This window comes from Paenibacillus xylanilyticus (genome assembly GCF_047246825.1).
Classification (GTDB): domain Bacteria; phylum Bacillota; class Bacilli; order Paenibacillales; family Paenibacillaceae; genus Paenibacillus; species Paenibacillus xylanilyticus_B.
In genome coordinates, this window is the sequence record NZ_JBFOLB010000001.1 from 3009244 (window position 1) to 3029428 (window position 20185).

Genomic DNA, 20185 nt, shown 5'->3' on the forward strand with positions numbered 1-20185 from the left:
TTAAATTTACATCTGCACGTTAAACAGGTTTCCGATCTTGTATACGACATCGTCGGTATCGGCGTTGATGCTGGCCGCTTCGTTAATGCTGGAGATGCTCTCCAAAGCCTTAATGTCTGCGTTGTATCCGATCGTGTAGATCGGCACTTGATAGGTCTCTACCAGTTCACGAATATCCTTCAGTGTATGTCCTTCGTTGGTCTCTCCATCACTCAGTACAAAAATCAGCGGCTTCACGTTCGGATCAGCAGCCATATAGTCCTCCAGCATCTTCATGGCTACAATGATTCCATCAAAGGTCGCCGTACCGCCGCCTGCTTGCAAACTATCGACGGAACCTACGAACATGGACTGTTGGTTGGTATCATACTTGGCAATCGGCAGGTTCACGGTTACGCCACTGGAATAGGAAACGAGGCCAATGCTGTTGTCTGTGCCCAGATATTTCTGACCTTTGCGGAGGGATTCTTTCAGTCGGTTCAGTGGCTCCCCATCCATGCTTCCGGATACGTCGGTCACGAATACAGCCGCGATCGGTTTGCTGCCGTTCTTTTTCTCTTTCCATACTTTCTGTGCGGATAATAACGTGCCACCATCGACGGTCGCCAGCTCGGACTTGTAGTCCTGCAAACCGTTAAATCCAAACTCTTCAGCCGACTGTTGATATTTCGCCTGGGTGACGAATTCCGCGAACTTTTGGATGATCTCCTGTTTGTTTTGCGGCAGCTGCCCCAGTGCATACAGCGGACTGTCATGCCTTACGCCAAATGGTGTAAAGACATATCCGCTTTTCAGATCAGCGGTGTTAACATACGTTTGGTATTCGAGCACAAAGGCGTCCAGTCGACCTGATTTCGCCGCTTCACGCATCTGAATGGTTGTGGAAGCCGTAAACGGTACGTTAGCCTGAAATTTCTCGAAGCCTTCAACCGCTTTCTCCCCCAGCGGATTGGAGCTATCGTACGTATTCAGTGCCGTCACAAGAAAGTTAAGTCCTGTGGAGCTGGCAAACGGATCGGTATACCCCATTGCGAGTTCATTATTGGCGATCGCTTCGGTGACCGTTTTTACATTGACGGAGCCGTACGTGTCAACGAGCGAATCATATTTTGCTTTGGAAATAACAATTCCGGGGACATTCCCCACCAGGCGTTCGGATACCTTTTCGGTCTTCACACCGCTTGCGGCAACCATCTCGCCCCACAGTTCATTGGAAGGTGTGTATGCATCAGGCACGTATTTGCCGGACTTGATGTAATCGGCAGCCGTACCGGAAGCGATATTGCGGATTTTTACCGATACGGGTTGACCGCCCACTGTAATGTTCGCCTTGTTGAATTCTTCACTGACCTCGGTTAACCAGCCGTCTGCCCCGGTGCCCGATTTCTCGATGGACGAGAAAATTTCGACATACTCATTCGTCGTATTCTCAACGGTAATCGGGAACTTGGAGATGTCCGGCAGGGAATCTGCCACATCAACCGGATCCAGATCAATCTGTCCCTTCACAGGTTCAGCCGATGCCGGTGCAATGTCAGCATACAACTTGCCCAACTCTTTGCCTGCGTTCTCCGTTGTCACCTGTGTACTGGATTTACCGAAGTTCGATGTCAACGTAATGCCTGCATAGACCAGGCCGAACACGAGCACCAGCATCACAATGGATATGAAAAAAAACTTCCCCTTCTTCGCCATAGAAGCAACCCCTCACTGTCTGTATAATTTGGTGTGCTTAATTAACTGATCAATGTCCTGCATGCAGGGCATCTGTTCGATATCCCCGGCTTCAAAACTGTCCAGACGTGATATTTCCAGCAGCAGCTGGTCGAGTTTGAGCAGTATTTCTTCATTGGTATGGAGCGAGTCTTTCACATAAGATAGATAGTCGTTATATACTTTGGTTTTTTCCTGGAATAGTTTTGGTGGAATCTTGGAGGATTTGGATTTCATCAGGGCGGCGTATTCGGCTTCATCGAATACATGGAGTCTGTTCAGCACGCTTCGAATGTTGAGATACAGCAGCTTCTCCACTTCAAGCGTTACGGAGGCAAATTTCTTGTAGCTCAGCTCCCCCGGATCGAACCGCTGGTTCAGCACGTTCAGGAGCGTTTCTTTCTTTTTCTTCATCCGGCTTAATTGGGACAATCCCAGCGTAATATCTTCTTCAAGCACTTTAATGCGCCTATAAAAGGAGAGTGCTTCCACATAATCTTCATGGGTTTCGATCTGCTTGACGGGCAAGACCACGGGCTGTTTAAACAGCAGGGTGTAACTTCCATAAAAGAGAGCCATCACACTCCCGAACAGAAGGGTTACGGACAACGCGGTTGCAAATGCCCCACCACTGAAGCCAAGTCCAATGAATCCAGGCGAAAACAAAAGAACATTGATGACGACAACGCCGAAGATCAGGCCCAGCCATTTTATGTACTTGGTCATCGTATATGATCTGACCTCCTTTCTCGCTATATGATGGACCTAGTGTATATATTTTCCATCAAATATATCCTTCATTGTACATGATGTTGTCTTATTCAGGTCGATGAATGTGGATATTCATAATATACGTGGCGCAGGCTCATCCCATTTCATATCCATGGACACGTGGACAAATTTTGTAATCTCATGACAGCGGGTACAATTCGGACGAAGAAAAAACTCGGAATTATCCTGTAACGGAAAAAGAAAGATTTACAGGTAATACGTGGAAGCCGAAGCTGCGTGTCATTTTTTATATAGGACTGGCTGGAAAAAGCGTACAAAAATACCCCGACGCAGGGCGCCGGAGTATTTCTATTTTCACTTCTATTCCAGTCTGAACAGCTGCTGAAAAGGGATCGCCAGTTCCGGGAACAGCTTCGATTGAATCGTCTGATCTTCCGTATACAATCTACGATCCTGATAGCTTCCATCCTCTAGCGTATAAACATGTACAGTCTGGTTGCCAGGATCGACAATCCAGTATTCATGTACGCCATATTTCTGATACAAATTAAATTTCTCATTAAAATCCTTCAAGGCAGTCGAAGGAGACAATACTTCTATAATCAAAGACGGTGCACCGTGACAGCCATTTTTGGAGATTTGGTCCTTGGAACAAATGATGGACAGATCTGGTTGTACAACATGATCTGGTGTATCGTATTGTTCATTTTCGCTAAAATACACATCGAAGGGTGCAACAAACACATAGCATTTTTGGTTCTGCAAAAAAGTTCGCAAGGAGAAATGCAGCTCGCCCACTATAAATTGGTGCATGGAAGTCGGTGTCGAGGATATATTATAGGCTTTGCCGTTAATGAGTTCCCATGCTCCTTCCCAGGTCAGCCAATCCTGAAAGCTATAGATACCTTTGTTATCCGGTTTTGCCACACATTCAACCTCCCTGATCCCTAATCGACTTTGTCCTCATTATGCCCTTGTGTTTGCTGATTTCCATGCGCTGCCGATTTATGAGATCTGGGATTTCGGCTTGCTTCGGGTTGTACGCACCTCTACGACTTTTCCTGCACAACCACGATCACCAATGGCCTGAAATGTTACTGTCACACTGTCTTTACCGGAGGTAACCGTCTCAGGAATATCATAGGTCTCATAAAACACTTCACCGATCTTGTTCATATGAATTCGCTGCTCGCCGACTACGGTTCCATCCACCACAATGTTGAACTCTCTGGCATATCTCGTTCCTTCGCGTTCAAATGGTGAATGATCCCCGCCCCAATAGCCAACGCACAAAATATTCGTACCTGAACTTTCCACGGCCAGTTGGTAGCTGAAATACGCTCCGCTGACGCCAAAGGCTTCACGCCACATATGCAGCCTGTTGCGGCTGTCCGTGTATGAACCGTTATGGTGTTCTGCACGGCAGTTGCTGTCCAGATGATGACCGATCTCGTCCTGCTGACCATCCGGCTGTACCCTGTCGATGGTGATATCGTTCAGTTCTTTCTCCAGCGCATCACCTTCATCGTTAAACGGCCAGTATACCGTGTAAAACTCATGATGCACATCGTAAAACGGGATCAGCTTCACGGGTTCGCCCGTGGACGTGACATCCTTGCTAAGTTCAAACGTTAATGTACCCGCATCCACGACTCTGATCCATTCCCGGACATCCTCCTGCTCCGTCCAAATCACGGGTACCGGGGCCGTCTTCGGATTCAGGGCCGTCTCGTCCACAATGGTATCCTCCGGCAGTCCTTCGCTTCCCAGTGCCCCTGCCAGCACGATGGGACCATACAGGAACGCTACCTTGTACGTATCATCCCTGGACGTGTACTGTCGCAGCGACATCGGCAGGGTGATCGTGACGACATCCCCGGCAGACCATGTGCGCTGGATGGAGAGATAGCCGGGTTCCATCCGAGTATACGGATGTGCCGTATCCCCGTTGACGGTTGCCGTCATTGGCTCCTGCAGCCATGAAGGCACGCGTAGTTTTAGATTGGCCGAGGCATGGCCTCCGGTGATCGTCAGGTTTACTTTTTCCGAATAAGGGAAATCGGTTTCGAGCTTCAGGGATAGTCCCTGTGACGTCCAGTCCAGCTGGGATGCAATATACAGGTTCACGTACAGGTCCTGTTCATCCTCATAATAGATCGCCTCCGTGTATTTGCCGGGATTCTCCATCCCGGAGCCTGTGCAGCACCACCATGCGGTATCATGTGTCCCGTAGATTTTGTAATGGCCCTGCAGCGTGGAAGCAAAATACGTTTTGTTGCCTGTATCGGGGTCCTGTGTCCCCAGGATGTGATTATAGATGGCGTTTTCATAATAGTCCATGTAGGCGCTGTCCGGGTTCCAGGCAAACAGCTGTTTCGTCAGATGCATCATGTTGTGGGTACAGCAGCTCTCTCCGGTTTTGATGCCGAGACTCTCCATGCCCTTCGCTTCATAATGTTCCGAGATGCTTGTGGCACCAAACACATAGGAGCGGTGATGAATCGTTGTGTCCCAGAAAAACTCCGCTGCCGTCCGGTAACTCTTATGGGAATGATCTTGGTTATAGATTTCGGCCGCGCCGATTACTTTTGGAATTTGGGTATTGGCGTGTTTGCCTTGAAGGTCGTCCTGCTTATGTTCCAATGGCTCAAGGATCATTTGGTGGGTGAACCGGTTGGCCATATCGAGATAAACGGATTGACCCGTTATGCCGTACAAATGAGCGAACACTTCGTTCATGCCGCCATGCTCACACTGGAGCATCGTCTGTACCTGTTCCTCTGTCATGCCACTCATGCCCTCCACTGCCCAATCCGCGAACCGGATAACCACGTCAAGAGCAAGCTGATTACCCGTAAGTTTGTAAGCATCAATAAGACCACGATAGATTTTGTGCACACTGTACCATGGAACCCAGAATCCATTGATATCAAAACTGCCAATACGCTCGGCCCGAAATGCCGCATCAAAGGCTTCCTCGGTCAGACCGCCGATATATCCGCTGCCTGTCGCCTGCTGAATTCCTGCAAGTTCGGTGACGGCGTAATCCAGTGTTTGCTTGAGCTTCTCATTGCCTGTCGCCTGGTAAGTTACAGCAAGAGCAGACAGATAATGTCCCAGAGAGTGCCCACTGATTGTCCGCGCTTCCCAGCCCGCATACCGTTCCTTCTTCGCGGGTAAACCGTGTGCCTCGTAACATGGAGCCAGGAACCGATCGATATCCAGTGATGACAGGTACCGTTCTCCTACCTCTTGAGATGTTTGAAAAACCCCGTTTAACAAATGCACGTGTTCGGGACCCAGAAATCCCTTTTTCGTTTCAATCATGGTTCATACTCCTCCTCATTATGTAGTAATTATTCCGTTTCCAGGTGTAGTTATAGTCGCATATGAAAGGGTAAAATCCGTGTTACAATCCTTATGCCGCATGACTTCAAATTCATATAAACCCTTGAATATCCACATATTATCAAATAAAATACAACTACATCAGACTCATAATCCAAGAAAAGGTGGATAAATCCGTCCTATGCAAAAGCCACTCGAATATTATCTGTGCGGCAAGTTCATATCGGAAGGCAATTGGACACATATGAAACGGATCATGCCTGTGCATGAGATCATTCTCATGCTGGAAGGTGAGATGTATATTGCGGAGGAAGAGGAGCAGTATGTCATCCGTCAGAATGACCTGCTGTTTCTGAGGGCTGGGCGTATCCATTATGGTTACCAGGTTAGCGATGCTCCCGTCAGCTTTTACTGGGTTCATTATGACACGATTGCCGAAGGATTCGACCGTTATCCCACTCATGCGACCATCCAGGTACCGTCAACGGCCAATCAGCTGTTCAAGCAGCTGCTGCATGTCTCATCGTTTTCCCCGGAAGAGGCAGATGCAGCACTTCTGCTGCTGTTAAAAGAGCTGGAGCGCAACACGGAGGCAGATTACCGGACCCATAACGCAATCGTTGACCACATCTGCAAGTGGGTGGATATTCATCTCCATACGGATATCACGGTAGGCAAGATTGCGGAGCATTTCAGTTTTAACAAGGACTATATCTCCAAAATGGTGAAACGCGAAAAAGGCATCGGCCTAAAAACGTACATTCTCACCGAGCGGATCAATCGTGCCAAACAGCTGCTGCTCAATACCAATGCCAGTGTAAAGGAAATTGCAGGGCAATGCGGATTCTCGGATTACAAACTGTTCCTGCGCATGTTCAAGCAGTACGAAGGCAATACGCCAACCGAATATCGCAACAACCTGTATTCCACTCAACTCAACCGCTCTTGAAGCACGGATTGTACAAAAATTAGAACATTCGCTATGGCTAACTCATAGAAATTAGTGAATACTCCATAGAAAGTTTTAATTAATCCAATTCATGTAGACATGATAAGATGTAAAATAACTATATTTTATATCCACCCCATTCCAGAAGGAGAAATTAAGATGACGACAACGGCAGTCACGGTTCATCCCGCTTCAGAGGCTGATCATGAACAGATTGTACATATACTCGTTGCAAGTTACGCCGAGTACAAGGATACGTTCCAAGATCAGGAACGATGGGAAGCTTATGTGAAAGACATGAAGGAATCGTTGGACAATCCCTATCTCGCACAATTATGGGTCGCCAAAGTAGACGATCAGGTTGTAGGGACTGTGCAATTATTCGAAACGGCACACAAGGCATATCCAAATTTTGAACTCCCTATTGATTATCCATTTATTCGCCTGTTGGGCGTGGATCCGAAATGGAGGGGTCATGGCATTGCCCGAGAGCTCCTTCGTCAATGTGTGGAATCTGCCAAAGACATGGGCAAAAACACCGTATATCTGTATACGGGCGGACAAATGGTCAATGCCATCCGCTTATATGAGCGTTTTGGCTTTGTTGAAGATGCAGAATTCAGTACAACCAACAACGGTGGCAATGCCATTTGTTATCGTTATGATGCATAATTCATCTGGGAATTGTGACATGAGGGGCATAACCGCAGGAAAATGAACAAACGAGGATATGAGTTTCTGCACATATAATCTTAAATACAGAACAGGCCGCTCATTACGAGCGGCCTGTTCATTGAAATCTACTCATTCAAAATGTGCTTATTCCGCGCCGATTTCCACCAAAATTTTCGCATGGCTCTTGTCGCTCATCAGCAGCTCAAGTCCTTCTTCCACGATGTTATCTAGCTTGATCTTTTTGGTGATGACCTGTTTCACATCGAGCACTCCTTCGGCAATCAGAGAGATCACTTCAGGGAAAATGTGGCGATATGCCAGGGTGGCCGTCAGATTCGCTTCCTTCACCAGAAGGTCGAAGAAGTTCACCTGCAGCGGGTTAGGGATGGCTGCAATGACTACTACTTCCCCACCTTTTTTGACCACAGCCACGGCGCTGTCCATTGTAGGTTGCACCCCTGCCGCTTCATAGGCAACATCAATTCCGCCAGATTGCTGCAAAATGACTTCTGTTGCATTTACTTTGGCACTGTTCACCGGAATGGCTCCCAATTTGGCTGCCAGGTTCAGACGTTCCTCAAACACGTCAACTGCATAGATCGTAGAAGCTCCTGCCGCTTTGGCAGATAGAATCGTCAGCAGCCCGATTGGACCTGCACCATACACGGCCACCTTCTGTCCCACTTTCAGTTTGCTGTGACGAACGGCATGGAACGCCACGGCTGTAGGCTCGACAAGTGCACCTTCTTCAAAAGAAACGTTGTCTGGCAATGGGTGGACCATATACGCCTCAACAACAACATATTCGGCAAAGCCACCATCACCGTTCAATCCAACGAATCCGAATTCAGTACACTGATTATAGCGTCCCTGGATACAGTATTCGCATTTGCCACAATGATACAATGGCTCTACAACGACACGGTCCCCAACGCTGATACCGCTTACATCACTTCCCAATTCACTAACCGTTCCGGCAAACTCGTGTCCGAGTGTCAATGGTGCCTTCTGACCTGAGAGCGGATGATTTTCGCCTTCCTGAATCCCTACACCGTGGTGATAAGCATGCAAGTCACTGCCGCAGATCCCGGCATATTCCACTTTAATTTTGACTTGTCCCGACCCAGCAACCGGAATTTCACGTTCTTCCACTCGAACATCTTTATGGCCGTACCATACTGCTGCTTTCATGAAATTCATCCCCTTTAGTTAAGCTTATAAAATAGCTCGTCTATATATTATATCGCCGTTCACGTATTATTCATATTTATAGATACTAATGTTAATATTAGTAGAACTAATGCTAAAACGGAGATGAACCCATGAATCTGGAACAGCTTGAATATGTCGTTGAAATTGCCAAAACCCAATCCTTCTCCGCCGCCTCGGAGCACCTGCATGTTACTCAATCGGCCATCAGTCAATCTATCCACCGTCTTGAAAAGGAGCTTGGCCTGACTCTGTTCGAACGCTCACGACAGGGGACTCACCCTACACTGGAAGGTAAACAGTTCATTGCCAAGGCGCTGGACATTTTGCAGCGGGTCGATGAATTGAAATCACTCAATGCGGAAGCCTCCTGCCTGACAGGCGACCTGCATGTAGCTACCTTTCCCAGTGTCATGCATTACCTTGTCCAAACTACTGCCGATATGAAACGGGAGCATCCCCGGCTGAACATCTCGATTGAAGAGAAAGGTTCCATGGAGATTATCGAAGATATCCGGAACAACAAGGCACACCTTGGTTTCATTGCCATCTACACGAAACAGCTGCGTGAATTCGACGGACTGCATTTCAGCCCGATGTATTCCGGCAAACTGGTTGTGGGCACCCACCATCAGTCCGATCTGGCCAAGCTTAACCGGGTGACTCCAGATCAACTGAAGGAGCATCCTCTCGCGCTCTACCGGGATGGATTCATAGAAGATTTTATTCAGGATTTTACGTATGATTATGGAGCATTGTCCATTCTCTTCAAGACCAACAACTCGGAAGCGATCAACACGGTGCTTCGAAACAATATAGCAGCCAGCATCGGTCACGACTTCTCCTTCTATCAAAATTCGTTATGGAAGGAAGGTCTGGTGAAGATGGTAGAGATTGCCTCCATCGACCAGCCCAAGATGCAAATCGGCTTCGTACAAACCGAGTCCAAGGAGGTCGCCGCAGCCGCAGAGCGGTTTGCCCAGAAGTTCAGGCAGGCGATTGAGCTGGATTACTTAAAGAATTAAGGGTTTTCTTGAAAACTGCTACAACATCCATGCCCATCAAAAAAAAGTACGCCATACGCTGGGGATGTCTCTTCACATCCTGTCTCCAGCAGCCTGGGTACCTTCTCGTTCGTAACATATCTTTACTTTTACTTTTCTAACGGCCTCGCTCATCTCATTCGTTTGATGCCCCAGCAAAATGGAAGTCGGGCCACTTCTTGGAACTATCCGTCTAATGGTGGCCCTGTTTTGCCTTCAGCGTCGTCCACTTATCTTCGTGCTGCTCTGTGCTTTTTTGTTTCCAAATCAGCCTGTCTTACAGGGATGGGCAATCGGCTTTCTTTGTTAATCAACGCCAAAGTCACTTCTGTAGAGGTATCGAGATCGATCCCGTTACCGCAGGAAACAAAGATTGGTTTGACCTGCTGCTGCGTTCGAAGTGCACGCCCATAGATTTCACCGTCAATCACAATATCCGTAAATGCCCCCGATTCGCTAGCTGGCATCTCATAGTCCGTGTCCTGAATTCGGAGATAGCTTTTGGCGATGCCGATGGTAGGCTTGTTGAGGTAAAACGAAGCATGTGTGGCTATTCCCATATGCCGCGGGTGCAGATATCCGTTACCGTCAAACATGACTAAATCGGGATCGTTCTCCAGTTGGTTGAAGGTATCCAAAATGAGCGGCAGTTCTCTGAATGACAGGTATCCTGCAATGTACGGTACCTTGGTCTCATTCTGCAAGGACTTCGTCTCCACGATCTCATGGGTGGTATAATCCACTACACAAATACAGCACACGGCCCGTGTGCGTCCCTCTTCCTCCCAATACGCCAAGTCTACTCCTGCCACGAGATGGATGTCTTCTTTTTTGAAGCTGTTTTGCAAGTTTATACGTTCTACCAGCTCCCGCTGAATCTGATCAAAGGTTTCTTCGTTGAATGGTTCAGGGAGTAAAATGTTAAGTTGATTCATTGGGGCACCTCTTTCTCTAGAGAGAACCTGATCATCTACCATTCTAACTCTTCGAGTAAATTTATAATCATTTTTTGATCAAATTCACTCAGCGATTGATAACTAGATAGCTTAGAAGGTGCTTTTCCTAATTTAATTAGAGTAGCTATTGCCAGATCTCCCACCTTATAATAGCCTAATAACTTATCTGAAGATCCTCTTTTGGACGATAACTCCTCCAACTTTTCCTTTATACCTTTTGTGTCCAATTTTTCTTTGCCTATATAAGTCATTACATGATACAAGACTATTGGATTTTCTTCATTTAATAATAGTTGCAACTCTTCAATTGAACATTTTCCTTCTTCGATTTTTTTTATCAAGTTCATTTTAATTACCCCATCTTATTTATTTTAAGTGACTCGTTAATGTCTTTCTTTCTCGCAAATAGTTTTCAAACAGAGCATTTGCAATATCATTCCGCCCTAATTCTTCAGCTATTTTTATTTCTCTCATGTATGCATTCAATTCCATTTTAACACGATTCAAAGTTTGGAAATGATAGCTCATTCCCGGAAATCCCTTGTTCATATCGTCTAGGTAATGTGTATATTCATGTACAAGTGCCCCTATCGAAGCATCTTCATTTATAATTAATTGTCCAGGTCCCCCTCTTTTTGGGGAATATGCCATATCCTCGCCCCTATGAATAACTTCGACACCATTTGATTCCAAGTTATCAATAATTTCTTTCCATTTTTCAGGGTGGGATTCTCTTCCAGGACCAAGAACTTCTTTTAACGGATCATCTGTATCTTTTCTGAACATATCTTTATCATTGTCTGTTCTCTTGCCAATCTCCCTCTCCTTCTCCGCAAACTCGGAAATTCTTGAGGACTCTCGCGCCTTTTTACTCTCAGCAATGTTTTCCAAAACTCGCATGCGGGGATCTTGAAAGCCATTAAATCCGCCCGTCATTTGTCCTGTACCCGGTGGACGTGTGAACGCATTTATTTTCACACCGCCTCCTGATGAAGTCAGCAGATTATGTGGTTTGATTAGAGAAGAAGCATACCCTGTTCCAACCACCAACCCTCCCATGCCAATCATATTCGCCCAGTGCTCACTGGACCAGGCATTGGTTGGCATCGTAGCCTCCCGAATCGTGCCATGAATACCGAATGTTAACCAGTTCGCTGTATCATTTGGGGAGTCAAATGCTTTATTGGCCCTGTCTACATATCCTTGAACCAAACCACTCGGAATACCGAACGTCCAGTAATCCAGGAATCCCCCTACACTATCATAACGTTTTTGATATCGATCGTCGGCAGATTGCATAAATGCATGGCCCAACTCGGCCAAGCTGTCAGCTGATTTTTGGAATGCATTACGGTTGTCCGCTGCAGGAGCCCTGCATTCATCCGGTGGTGGTGGAACACATCTCGAGTCATAAGATTGCACTGCTTGCTGATCTGCAAGTCTGAATTTTTCAGCATGCCCTTCGAGTTCTTTGGAAATCGACAGAGATAAGGAAACGAAGTTATCCATTACCTTTTGCGCAACCACAAAATCAACATAAAACTTTTCCTTCGTGCTTCCATCCCACTGTCTTTCGATTTCGAATAAATGTTGTTTCAAGATACTGTTCATTTGAAAAACCTGGCTCTGTGCAACTGCAAACTGTTTTGAAACAGATAACAACTGGTCAGGAGTTACTTTTATCGTTGTCATATCATACCTCGTCCGAATATGTATTTCGTTGTTATATGAATATTCGTAGAATTAGAATATGTATAAATCCCACATGAACATATGGCCTTTTATTATAAAGAGTTCGTGGACGATTTCGTAGCGTCTGTTGGTTTATTTATCTAGTTCATTTTACCCCCAATATATCCCAAATGTAACAGATTCCACTCCGAGCTCTCCTTTGCACATAAAAAAACATCCCGGCATAAATGCCGAGATGTTTGGTCCATTTTGAGGTACATACCTCCACTGTTCAGTTATACTTCTGCAAACCTTAAACTTCCTGTCCTTTCGACTTTCTGAACCGGATCAAGGACCAGATGATCAACACGGCAAGCACACCGAGGCAGATACTGATGCTGAACCGATTGCCTTCATCGAACACGAACATTACAGCAATCACACTAAGAGCCAGCACCACCGCTCCGGTTACGTAAGGGAAGCCCCATACTTTGAATGTCGGTTTGACCGGATATCTCTTCCGCAGTTTCAGCTGCGAAGTGGCGATACAGATCCATACAAGCATAACCACGAACCCAGGCACCGCCAGCAATATGCGGAACAATTGATCCTGAGCGAACAGTCCCAGCATGGAACCTCCGAGCAAAATGACGGAGCAAACCAGTAACGTATTCACCGGGCTGCCGCTACGATTCGTTCGGGACAGCGCCTTAGGCGCTTCACCGCCCACCGCCATCGAATGCAGCATTCGGGATGCACCGTAAATGCCCGAATTCGCAGCAGAGAGAACCGCTGTCACCAAAATAAAGTTCATAATATGCGCCGCACCGGGTAGTCCTGTGGAAGCCAGCACCTGCACAAACGGACTGCTCTCTGGTCCAAGCTCATTCCATGGAATCAGACCGCAGATGATGAGAATGGGCAGCGTGAAGAACAAAATGATTCTTAACATGAAATTGCCTACAATTTTGGGCATCACCTTGTCCGCATTTTCCGTCTCGGTTAGCGTGAGACCAATGAGCTCCGAGCCTCCATACGAGAACATGACAACCAGCAGCGCGGAGAAGATCGATGACCATCCATTCGGAAGGAACCCCCCGGCTTGCGTGTAATTTTGCAGATAAGGAGTGTTATCACTTGGAATAATGCCAAAGATCAAAGCAGCACCCAGGATGATAAAAATAATGATCATGGCGATTTTGATGCCTGCCAGCCAAAACTCAAACTCTCCGAACACCCCCACACTTAGCAGGTTAACGAGTATAATAAATGCTGCACACGCCAGACTCAGCATCCATAGCGGCACTTCCGAGAACCAATATTGCAAAAAGCTCCCCGCAGCGATTACCTCAATGACACACACGGATAACCACAGGAAGCAGTACATCCATCCCATCACAAAGGATACCCTGCTGCCGAAGGCTTCCTGCACGAAGTCTTTCATGTTTTTGTTTTTGTATACGGTGGCCATCTCCGCCATTGCAGCCATCACGACGAGCAGTAATAGTCCGGCAAAAATGTACGTTAGGATCACTCCCGGACCTGCAAGTCCAATCGTTTCGGCACTGCCTTTGAAAATTCCTGTACCAATGACACCACCCATGGCCATGAAGCTGATGTGTCTTGGTTTAAGCTTTTTCTGTAATGTTCCTTCTGTCTGAGCCAATTCAAGTCCTCCTGATGTCAACAACGTCTGTAATCTTCTCTCAAGCTTTTATAACATAATTTCCAGTATACCCTATTGTTCATGCCTCAGCACAGAAGTTCCTTATGGCAAATTCATTCAATTCATGCGGCCACGTCAAAAAACCAGAATCCTGTGAAGGCAGAATCCTGGTTGATTACCCTTTTGAAAACGAAATTGAAACTACTAGGGGATTAACCGAGCGGTGATAACTCCTTCGTCATAAACGCACTGTTCGGGTCCAATATATAATCTGCAAAAGGCTCGCAATATTCAAATCCAAAATCTTCATACATCTTGCGTGCCGGGATAAATGAATCCATCGATCCGGTCTCCAGGCTGATCCGCTTGTACCCCCGGCTTCTGGCAACCTCAATAATGTGTGTCAGGATTTGTCTCGCTACGCCTTTTCGTAGATGAGCCTTAACCGTACGCATCGATTTCAATTCTCCATGCTCGGCATTTAGTTCCTTCATGGCTCCGCATCCCAGCAGTTCATCACCTTCCCATGCACACCAGAATGTAATCTCGGGTTTCTTCAATCCATCCAGATCCAGCGCATGAATGCTTTCCGGCGGCGAGTCTGCTGCCATCCCAAGCAAATGTTCGGCAATCAATCCTTTAACCTGAGCCCCACTCAAATCATCCACTCTGATCTCCATAACAACCACTCCCGCCAACAATTTTGGTATATTCCATCACTGAATTTAAACCTATAATTTCATATTACTACTGTGGCAAGTTTGCTGACAATAGATTCCGGAAACCCAATGAAAAGTGCATTGTGATCCCCTGAATTTTCCAGTATGATGAGGCTATCTGATTCCAAAGGGGCGAGACCAACATGACACTAACAACGGACAACCTGTTTTATAGCAAACGACTAAAAATGACACCGCCACGCGCTGAAGACGTGCAAACGATGCTGCAATGGAATGAAGATCCGGAGTATCTCCGAAATGTGGATACCGATATCGCCGTCCCCTATTCAGAGAAACAATTGGAAGACGAGGGCGAAACAAAAAACAAAGAAGTGTACTTCAGGCTCAGGACGCATAAAGATGATACACTGATCGGTTTTGTTGTCATTCACAGCATTGAATGGAACAACCGCTGCGGACAGCTTGCCATTGGCATCGGACTTGCCGAACATCGCAACAAAGGGTATGGAACGGAAGCGTTGAATCTGATTTTGCGATATGCGTTCCATGAACTGAATCTGGATCGTGTGGGACTGGACGTCATTTCGTATAATGCAAAAGGTATTCGTGCCTATGAGAAAGCCGGCTTTCAACTGGAAGGACGTGCACGCTCAGCAGTTTACCGTGATGGACGGCGTTATGACTGCCTGATGATGGGCATTCTGAAGCCGGAATGGGAAGCACTCAATTTAACAAATGTGGAGGGAACAGTATGACCTTGAATGCAGAAGTTACAGATTTTATGGAACAAATCTCAATCCCATGGCAAGTTGACGTTGTAAGACAATTGCGGCAGCTGGTGCATGATTCCATCCCGGACGTGCAGGAGCGCATGCAGTACAAGAAGCCACACTTTCTGAAAAACGGCAAATATGCCGCGGTCATCTCTCCTTCCAAGCAGGCCGTGTCCTTCACCATTTTTAATGCAACCGGACTGGAACTGCCAGACGGCATATTCGAAGGCCCGGAGGAACGCAAAACGATTAAAATCAAAGAAAAGGATACTCCGGATTACAAATGGCTGGCCGGTCTCCTGACACAGGCATCTGCAGAATTGTAGAAGGATGCACAATTGGGGGCTGTAATTGATCAGATCTAGTGAGCGAGAACTAATTCCTGCACGTGAGCGTCAGCTTGATTCTTCTTAATTCCCGCTGACGTTCACGGCCAATTAGGGATATCCCAATGAAGTCACACAGGAATTACATGGGTTAGATGTGTTAGATGTTTCTTTGAGCCGCTCTATCAAAATAAAATTGATTTGAATGATTTGGGTTGTTAATTGGTTCTAATTCGGAGAACAACATAGGAAAATGGCAGGATATATCCTGGCTCTACTTGTGCAGTGCATCCCCTCATGTGAAAGAACACGCCACAACGTGACGTGCTCTCCGTAATTCTGTATACCTTATCTTAGGCAAAAACCTACTTAGTGATGCCCCAGCTGGTCCTTTGTAAACTCATAAAAGGCCATCGCATCTTCACTGCTGGCAAAGCCCGCTTGAGCCATTCTGTCACTGCCTCCACCTTTGCCTTGGTAGGCTCCGAGATTGCCTTTGAAGAACGGTCCACAAGACCACTCAGGTGGCTGCCCGTTCTGTGCCAGAACGACCTTGGCTTCCGAGATGCTGGCAAAAAGCACAATCCCCTCATGTTCCTCCGTCAGTTTGGTCGCCAGGCTCTGCATATCCTTGAGGGATTTGTCCTCAAACACCTGGGCAATGACCAGGCCTTCCCGTGCTGACAACAATTCCTGTGCATAGTAGGTATCATTGGTGGCTTTGACCGCACTCAGCTCAGACAGAAGCTGTTTCTGATCAGTTTCCATTTTCTCGATGCGATCGAGCAGTTCTTCCCTGCTGGTTTTTAATTTCACCGAAATCCCGTTTAACACGTGCTGCGCTGCTGTAAATTCGTTTAATGCTCTGAATCCGCATTTAAAATAGATGCGCGTGCTTCCCTTTACCTTTTCGGTTTTCAGCAGCTTAATCATGCCGATCTCCCCAGTTGCGGCTACATGTGTGCCGCCGCAAGCGTTGTATTCCACACCCTCCATCTCGACAATGCGAATGTCCTCGGTTACGGAAGGCTGTTTCACAAGTGGCAGACGTGCTGCTTCTTCAGCAGTGACCCAAGAGCTGCTGATGCGGGCATTCCGGTAAATTTGGCGGTTGGCCTCTTGCTCGATGGCTGCCAGTTGATTCGGTCCCAGTTCAGCTGCGGCTACATCAATCGTGGCATATTCAGTGCCCAGATGAAAACTGAGGGTCATCGCATCAGCCAGCTTCAATGTGATGGCTGACAATAAGTGCTGCCCTGTGTGGTGCTGCATGTGATCGAACCTGCGCTCCCAGTCAATCTCACAGTGCACATCCTTCTGCTCAGGTACCTGCTCGACCTTATGCCATACCTCGCCATCTTCGATGTTTACGTCAAGTACGGCAACGCCTCCGATTCGGCCCAAATCACACGGTTGTCCTCCCCCATGCGGATAAAAAGCCGTCTCCGCGAGCGTGATATAGATGCCATCTTCCTTATCTACTCTGCCTGTAATCTGTGTATGCCACTCCCGTGTGTACGCGGAGTCATAGTATAACTTTTGTGTCATTGAATAATCCCGATCCCTTCTTCATTCAATTTGGTCGTTGCTTTAGCATTTCACCGAATGGAACTTCACACTCTGTTCCGGGTACATTCCTTATCCTGTTCTCCAGATTACACTATTTGACATAACCAAGCCAAATCTCTGCTCTACCGCTACAGCTTCTTAAACCAAAAAGACCGCTCTGTAAACCAAGTTACAGAGCGGTCTTCCTTACTTATATCCACGTTTAACGAAACCTTGGATATGAAATGAACTTTAAGATTACACTGAACGTATAATTTACACTAGAGCGCAGCGGACAGAAAGAATCTGGAGAAGCGGAGCGTTCGCCTAAAAGCTTTCTGCAAGAAGCTACATCGAAAGCATACGCTATTCACTGGATTTCTCCCATCAAGGGAGATCAAGGAAATCCAGGGATAACAGTGATCGGAAGATTTTCTGTCCGAGGAGTTCTCTGGTGTTATCATCGATTAGATGTGTAATCCCCCCGTTCATTTTATAGCTGTTTCGATTAAACCATATTCCAGAAGAGAACTGTATTCGCCACCGTAATCATCGTGAACAGGAACGTATTCACCAGGGCGGCAACCCACACGTTATTGGTTTTCTCAAACAATTTGCGTGCATATACAGCTGCAATGACAAGGCACGGAATCAGTGCGAACAGCAGAATCGCATTCAACGCTTGCCCAGGGTACATGGCTACACCTGTGGTGAAATCCAATCCATATTGAAGGGCCATCCAGAGAACCAGTCCGCCAACGTTCAACACGATGGACAGGAACATGCCTCCTCGTTTCCCGCGTGTATTGGCGTTCAGTGCAACGGTACTTACGAAGAAGTACACCAGGAAAAACGGTACATAACGCAAGGCAGTAATGAAATGATCACTCTCGAACGTCCGTACGGCAAACGTCCAGATCCGGAAATCCGTTCCGAAGATCGCCTGCACGACAAACAGCAGAGTGTAACCAATCACAACAGCAAGAACCGCAGTGACCAGACTGGCAATAATCGTTACGATATTCAGGCTAATGCCATAATCGCTGAAACGAGTGCCTGCATCTTTTTTGGAGAAGTAATGGAAGGCAAATGTTACTAGAATCATAATTAGCGCCGATACCAGAGCCCAGTACACGATCTGGTTTGTTGTTGGTTCATTGAAGTACGAACTTGTAGCCACAATGTTATCCGAGTAATTGAATATAAGCCACATGACCAGAGATACAACCGCCAGAAGCACGCTGCCCACGGCCATATTTTTCAGTCGTCCACTAGTTTTGTAATCATTTTTCTTACTGCTAGACATAATGAATCCAACAATAGCCCCAAGCACACTCACAATCAGTAGAATGAGGGCAATGATACGAAGCACATTCAATCCGTTTGATTCTTTGTCCATCAGAGTCGGGAACAAAATTGCCGGGATCAGGGTGCTGAAAGCGATGGCGATCCAATAGATCGTCTTCTGTACACCACCAACTGCAGCGGATACCGTTGCAATCTCGCCGCTGATGGCGTTACGCAAGAACGGCAGTCTAAGCATTAACGTAACCAATGGAACGATCATCAGGAAGAAACCGATGAGAGCCACGAAATTGAAGGCTTCCTTCGCCCACCAGATCTGATTGCCGGAATCCAGATTCACATGGGTCTGATTTGGAGAAGTTACGCCTTCGAATGCATGCGCATAGAAGTCGATCAGATGTCCTGTTGTTGTCCCGGAGAAATGATTCCATGGGTGTGTCTGATTCGGTGTAAACATAATATGTTCACCTGTTTGGGATGGTCGTACAACCGTACCTTCCACGGTCAAGTCACCCGATTCTACCGGGATAAACTTGCCTGTCTCCCCTCTTGCCGCATCTGGTGCAAGTCCCAGGAAGGCTTTACCCGAAGCTGTTGCTGCGAAGTCTTTGCGCGTTACCGTGCCTTGTACTTTTTTCTCCTCATCCGTTTTCTCTTCATCGGATTTGTTGAAGAAAAACTCGTCGTATTGACCTGCGATCATGCCCACTGTCCGGCTGCCATAGGCTGCCTGAAGCTGATCCTGCGGTGCAACTGCAGCTGCATAAGAGTAGTCTGATCCAACAGAGATCCCCGCATGAATCATGCGATATCCAGTTTGCAGGGCACTCATTTCGTCCATGTACATGGATAACAAGGTAGAGAATCCACCCATGGAATGACCGCTGACGGCTACATACGCGTTGCCTTGGTCATCTTTTTTGGTGAAGTCCTGTTCATAGATATACTTTGCTGCGTCAAACTGAGAGTATATCCAAAATGTACTGAACCGATCCTCAACCGAAAATTCTCCACTCCAGCGTGAATCTCCGTGATCATACATGTCCAGTGCGAGCACAATATAACCGCGTCTCGACATTTCAATTGCTGGTGCATCCTGCATTTCCTTGGTGTTCAAATAACCATGGGTCGTAATAATGACAGGTCGTTTGTCATCAGCACCCGCGCCTTTAGGCATGTACAGCAACCCCGACAAGGTACCGTGATCGGCCTCGAATTTAATTTCTTTAACTTTAACGGAATAAAAAGATGTGTTGAACATTCCGGCAAACAAGCTGCCGAAGATGACCAAGACGAGTGATAAAACCAGCAACCCCTGCGGTTTTTTCAAGAATGATGTGACTGCTCTCATAATAACTCCTTTATCGATATGAAATGTTAATCATGTAAGTGAGCATTTTGCATAAATCCAATAAGCGACTTCCAGTCTTCAATATATAGATCGAAATGGTCCTATTCGTCTATATATTGCACCCCGGAGCGAGCGGAATCGAATTATGCAAAATGCTGATGTAAACGGACGGGCCTATGATCCTGAATCTCTGATAATGTAACTTTACACATGTAAAAATAGACTTAAGTATGGTTAAAA

The 20185-nt window shown here is 46.7% G+C and carries 17 protein-coding genes; 5 read left to right on the top strand and 12 right to left on the bottom strand.

From position 1 onward, the window contains the following. Positions 1–6: 6 nt before the first annotated feature. From AB3N00_RS13440 to AB3N00_RS13455, 4 genes are all read right to left on the bottom strand, one after another. Complete coding sequence (locus tag AB3N00_RS13440) at positions 7–1695, bottom strand: VWA domain-containing protein (protein ID WP_413034967.1); 1689 nt, start codon at positions 1693–1695, stop codon at positions 7–9. A 12-nt stretch (positions 1696–1707) separates the two neighbouring features. After that, positions 1708–2439: an NfeD family protein gene (locus AB3N00_RS13445; RefSeq protein ID WP_413034968.1), complete on the bottom strand. Its 732-nt coding sequence runs from the start codon at positions 2437–2439 to the stop codon at positions 1708–1710. Between the two features lie 366 nt (positions 2440–2805). Continuing rightward, positions 2806–3372, bottom strand: a complete 567-nt coding sequence (locus tag AB3N00_RS13450) for a Uma2 family endonuclease (protein WP_413034969.1) — start codon at positions 3370–3372, stop codon at positions 2806–2808. A 78-nt stretch (positions 3373–3450) separates the two neighbouring features. Further along, positions 3451–5772, bottom strand: coding sequence for a beta-L-arabinofuranosidase domain-containing protein (locus AB3N00_RS13455; RefSeq protein WP_413034970.1), 2322 nt, complete (start codon positions 5770–5772; stop codon positions 3451–3453). A 202-nt stretch (positions 5773–5974) separates the two neighbouring features. Here AB3N00_RS13455 and AB3N00_RS13460 point away from each other — a divergent pair, with 202 nt between their 5' ends. Beyond that, positions 5975–6742 (top strand): AraC family transcriptional regulator, encoded by a 768-nt coding sequence (locus AB3N00_RS13460; protein ID WP_413034971.1) that lies wholly within the window; start codon positions 5975–5977, stop codon positions 6740–6742. A 159-nt stretch (positions 6743–6901) separates the two neighbouring features. After that, positions 6902–7414: a GNAT family N-acetyltransferase gene (locus tag AB3N00_RS13465; protein WP_413034972.1), complete on the top strand. Its 513-nt coding sequence runs from the start codon at positions 6902–6904 to the stop codon at positions 7412–7414. A 147-nt stretch (positions 7415–7561) separates the two neighbouring features. Here the strand turns inward: AB3N00_RS13465 and AB3N00_RS13470 are convergent, their stop codons facing one another. Next, complete coding sequence (locus AB3N00_RS13470; protein WP_413034973.1) at positions 7562–8608, bottom strand: 2,3-butanediol dehydrogenase; 1047 nt, start codon at positions 8606–8608, stop codon at positions 7562–7564. A gap of 131 nt (positions 8609–8739) precedes the next feature. Between AB3N00_RS13470 and AB3N00_RS13475 the strand changes: the two genes are divergently transcribed. Next, on the top strand, positions 8740–9651 hold the full coding sequence (locus AB3N00_RS13475; protein WP_413034974.1) for a LysR family transcriptional regulator: 912 nt from the start codon (positions 8740–8742) through the stop codon (positions 9649–9651). Between the two features lie 248 nt (positions 9652–9899). Here AB3N00_RS13475 and AB3N00_RS13480 read toward each other — a convergent pair whose 3' ends face one another. From AB3N00_RS13480 to AB3N00_RS13500, 5 genes are all read right to left on the bottom strand, one after another. Next, complete coding sequence (locus AB3N00_RS13480; protein ID WP_413034975.1) at positions 9900–10604, bottom strand: endonuclease V; 705 nt, start codon at positions 10602–10604, stop codon at positions 9900–9902. 35 nt (positions 10605–10639) lie between these two features. Then, a complete protein-coding gene (locus tag AB3N00_RS13485; protein ID WP_413034976.1) occupies positions 10640–10972 on the bottom strand; it encodes a hypothetical protein in 333 nt (110 codons plus the stop codon). Between the two features lie 19 nt (positions 10973–10991). Further along, positions 10992–12317, bottom strand: coding sequence for a WXG100 family type VII secretion target (locus tag AB3N00_RS13490; RefSeq protein WP_413034977.1), 1326 nt, complete (start codon positions 12315–12317; stop codon positions 10992–10994). Between the two features lie 292 nt (positions 12318–12609). Further along, positions 12610–13962 carry an amino acid permease gene (locus tag AB3N00_RS13495; RefSeq protein ID WP_413034978.1) on the bottom strand — a complete coding sequence of 451 codons (1353 nt, stop codon included), beginning with the start codon at positions 13960–13962 and terminating at the stop codon, positions 12610–12612. 212 nt (positions 13963–14174) lie between these two features. Then, entirely contained in the window at positions 14175–14642 is a 468-nt protein-coding gene (locus tag AB3N00_RS13500; protein ID WP_413034979.1) for a GNAT family N-acetyltransferase, read from the bottom strand. Between the two features lie 182 nt (positions 14643–14824). On the opposite strand from AB3N00_RS13500, the gene AB3N00_RS13505 reads away from it, so the two are divergent. Both AB3N00_RS13505 and AB3N00_RS13510 read left to right on the top strand, forming a co-directional pair. Then, positions 14825–15397 (top strand): GNAT family N-acetyltransferase, encoded by a 573-nt coding sequence (locus AB3N00_RS13505; RefSeq protein ID WP_413034980.1) that lies wholly within the window; start codon positions 14825–14827, stop codon positions 15395–15397. 2 nt (positions 15398–15399) lie between these two features. Further along, positions 15400–15741: a DUF1801 domain-containing protein gene (locus AB3N00_RS13510; RefSeq protein ID WP_413035276.1), complete on the top strand. Its 342-nt coding sequence runs from the start codon at positions 15400–15402 to the stop codon at positions 15739–15741. Between the two features lie 369 nt (positions 15742–16110). Here the strand turns inward: AB3N00_RS13510 and AB3N00_RS13515 are convergent, their stop codons facing one another. Both AB3N00_RS13515 and AB3N00_RS13520 read right to left on the bottom strand, forming a co-directional pair. Continuing rightward, positions 16111–17289: an alanyl-tRNA editing protein gene (locus AB3N00_RS13515; protein ID WP_413034981.1), complete on the bottom strand. Its 1179-nt coding sequence runs from the start codon at positions 17287–17289 to the stop codon at positions 16111–16113. A 508-nt stretch (positions 17290–17797) separates the two neighbouring features. Continuing rightward, on the bottom strand, positions 17798–19924 hold the full coding sequence (locus tag AB3N00_RS13520; protein ID WP_413034982.1) for an alpha/beta hydrolase family protein: 2127 nt from the start codon (positions 19922–19924) through the stop codon (positions 17798–17800). Between the last annotated feature and the right edge of the window lie 261 nt (positions 19925–20185).

What these genes read in the sequence shown, in the direction of transcription:
- AB3N00_RS13440 (WP_413034967.1), bottom strand. Translation starts at nt 1,695, where the DNA reads ATGGCGAAGAAGGGGAAGTTTTTTTTCATATCCATTGTGATGCTGGTG.
- AB3N00_RS13445 (WP_413034968.1), bottom strand. Translation starts at nt 2,439, where the DNA reads ATGACCAAGTACATAAAATGGCTGGGCCTGATCTTCGGCGTTGTCGTC.
- AB3N00_RS13455 (WP_413034970.1), bottom strand. Translation starts at nt 5,772, where the DNA reads ATGATTGAAACGAAAAAGGGATTTCTGGGTCCCGAACACGTGCATTTG.
- AB3N00_RS13460 (WP_413034971.1), top strand. Translation starts at nt 5,975, where the DNA reads ATGCAAAAGCCACTCGAATATTATCTGTGCGGCAAGTTCATATCGGAA.
- AB3N00_RS13465 (WP_413034972.1), top strand. Translation starts at nt 6,902, where the DNA reads ATGACGACAACGGCAGTCACGGTTCATCCCGCTTCAGAGGCTGATCAT.
- AB3N00_RS13470 (WP_413034973.1), bottom strand. Translation starts at nt 8,608, where the DNA reads ATGAAAGCAGCAGTATGGTACGGCCATAAAGATGTTCGAGTGGAAGAA.
- AB3N00_RS13475 (WP_413034974.1), top strand. Translation starts at nt 8,740, where the DNA reads ATGAATCTGGAACAGCTTGAATATGTCGTTGAAATTGCCAAAACCCAA.
- AB3N00_RS13480 (WP_413034975.1), bottom strand. Translation starts at nt 10,604, where the DNA reads ATGAATCAACTTAACATTTTACTCCCTGAACCATTCAACGAAGAAACC.
- AB3N00_RS13485 (WP_413034976.1), bottom strand. Translation starts at nt 10,972, where the DNA reads ATGAACTTGATAAAAAAAATCGAAGAAGGAAAATGTTCAATTGAAGAG.
- AB3N00_RS13490 (WP_413034977.1), bottom strand. Translation starts at nt 12,317, where the DNA reads ATGACAACGATAAAAGTAACTCCTGACCAGTTGTTATCTGTTTCAAAA.
- AB3N00_RS13500 (WP_413034979.1), bottom strand. Translation starts at nt 14,642, where the DNA reads ATGGAGATCAGAGTGGATGATTTGAGTGGGGCTCAGGTTAAAGGATTG.
- AB3N00_RS13505 (WP_413034980.1), top strand. Translation starts at nt 14,825, where the DNA reads ATGACACTAACAACGGACAACCTGTTTTATAGCAAACGACTAAAAATG.
- AB3N00_RS13515 (WP_413034981.1), bottom strand. Translation starts at nt 17,289, where the DNA reads ATGACACAAAAGTTATACTATGACTCCGCGTACACACGGGAGTGGCAT.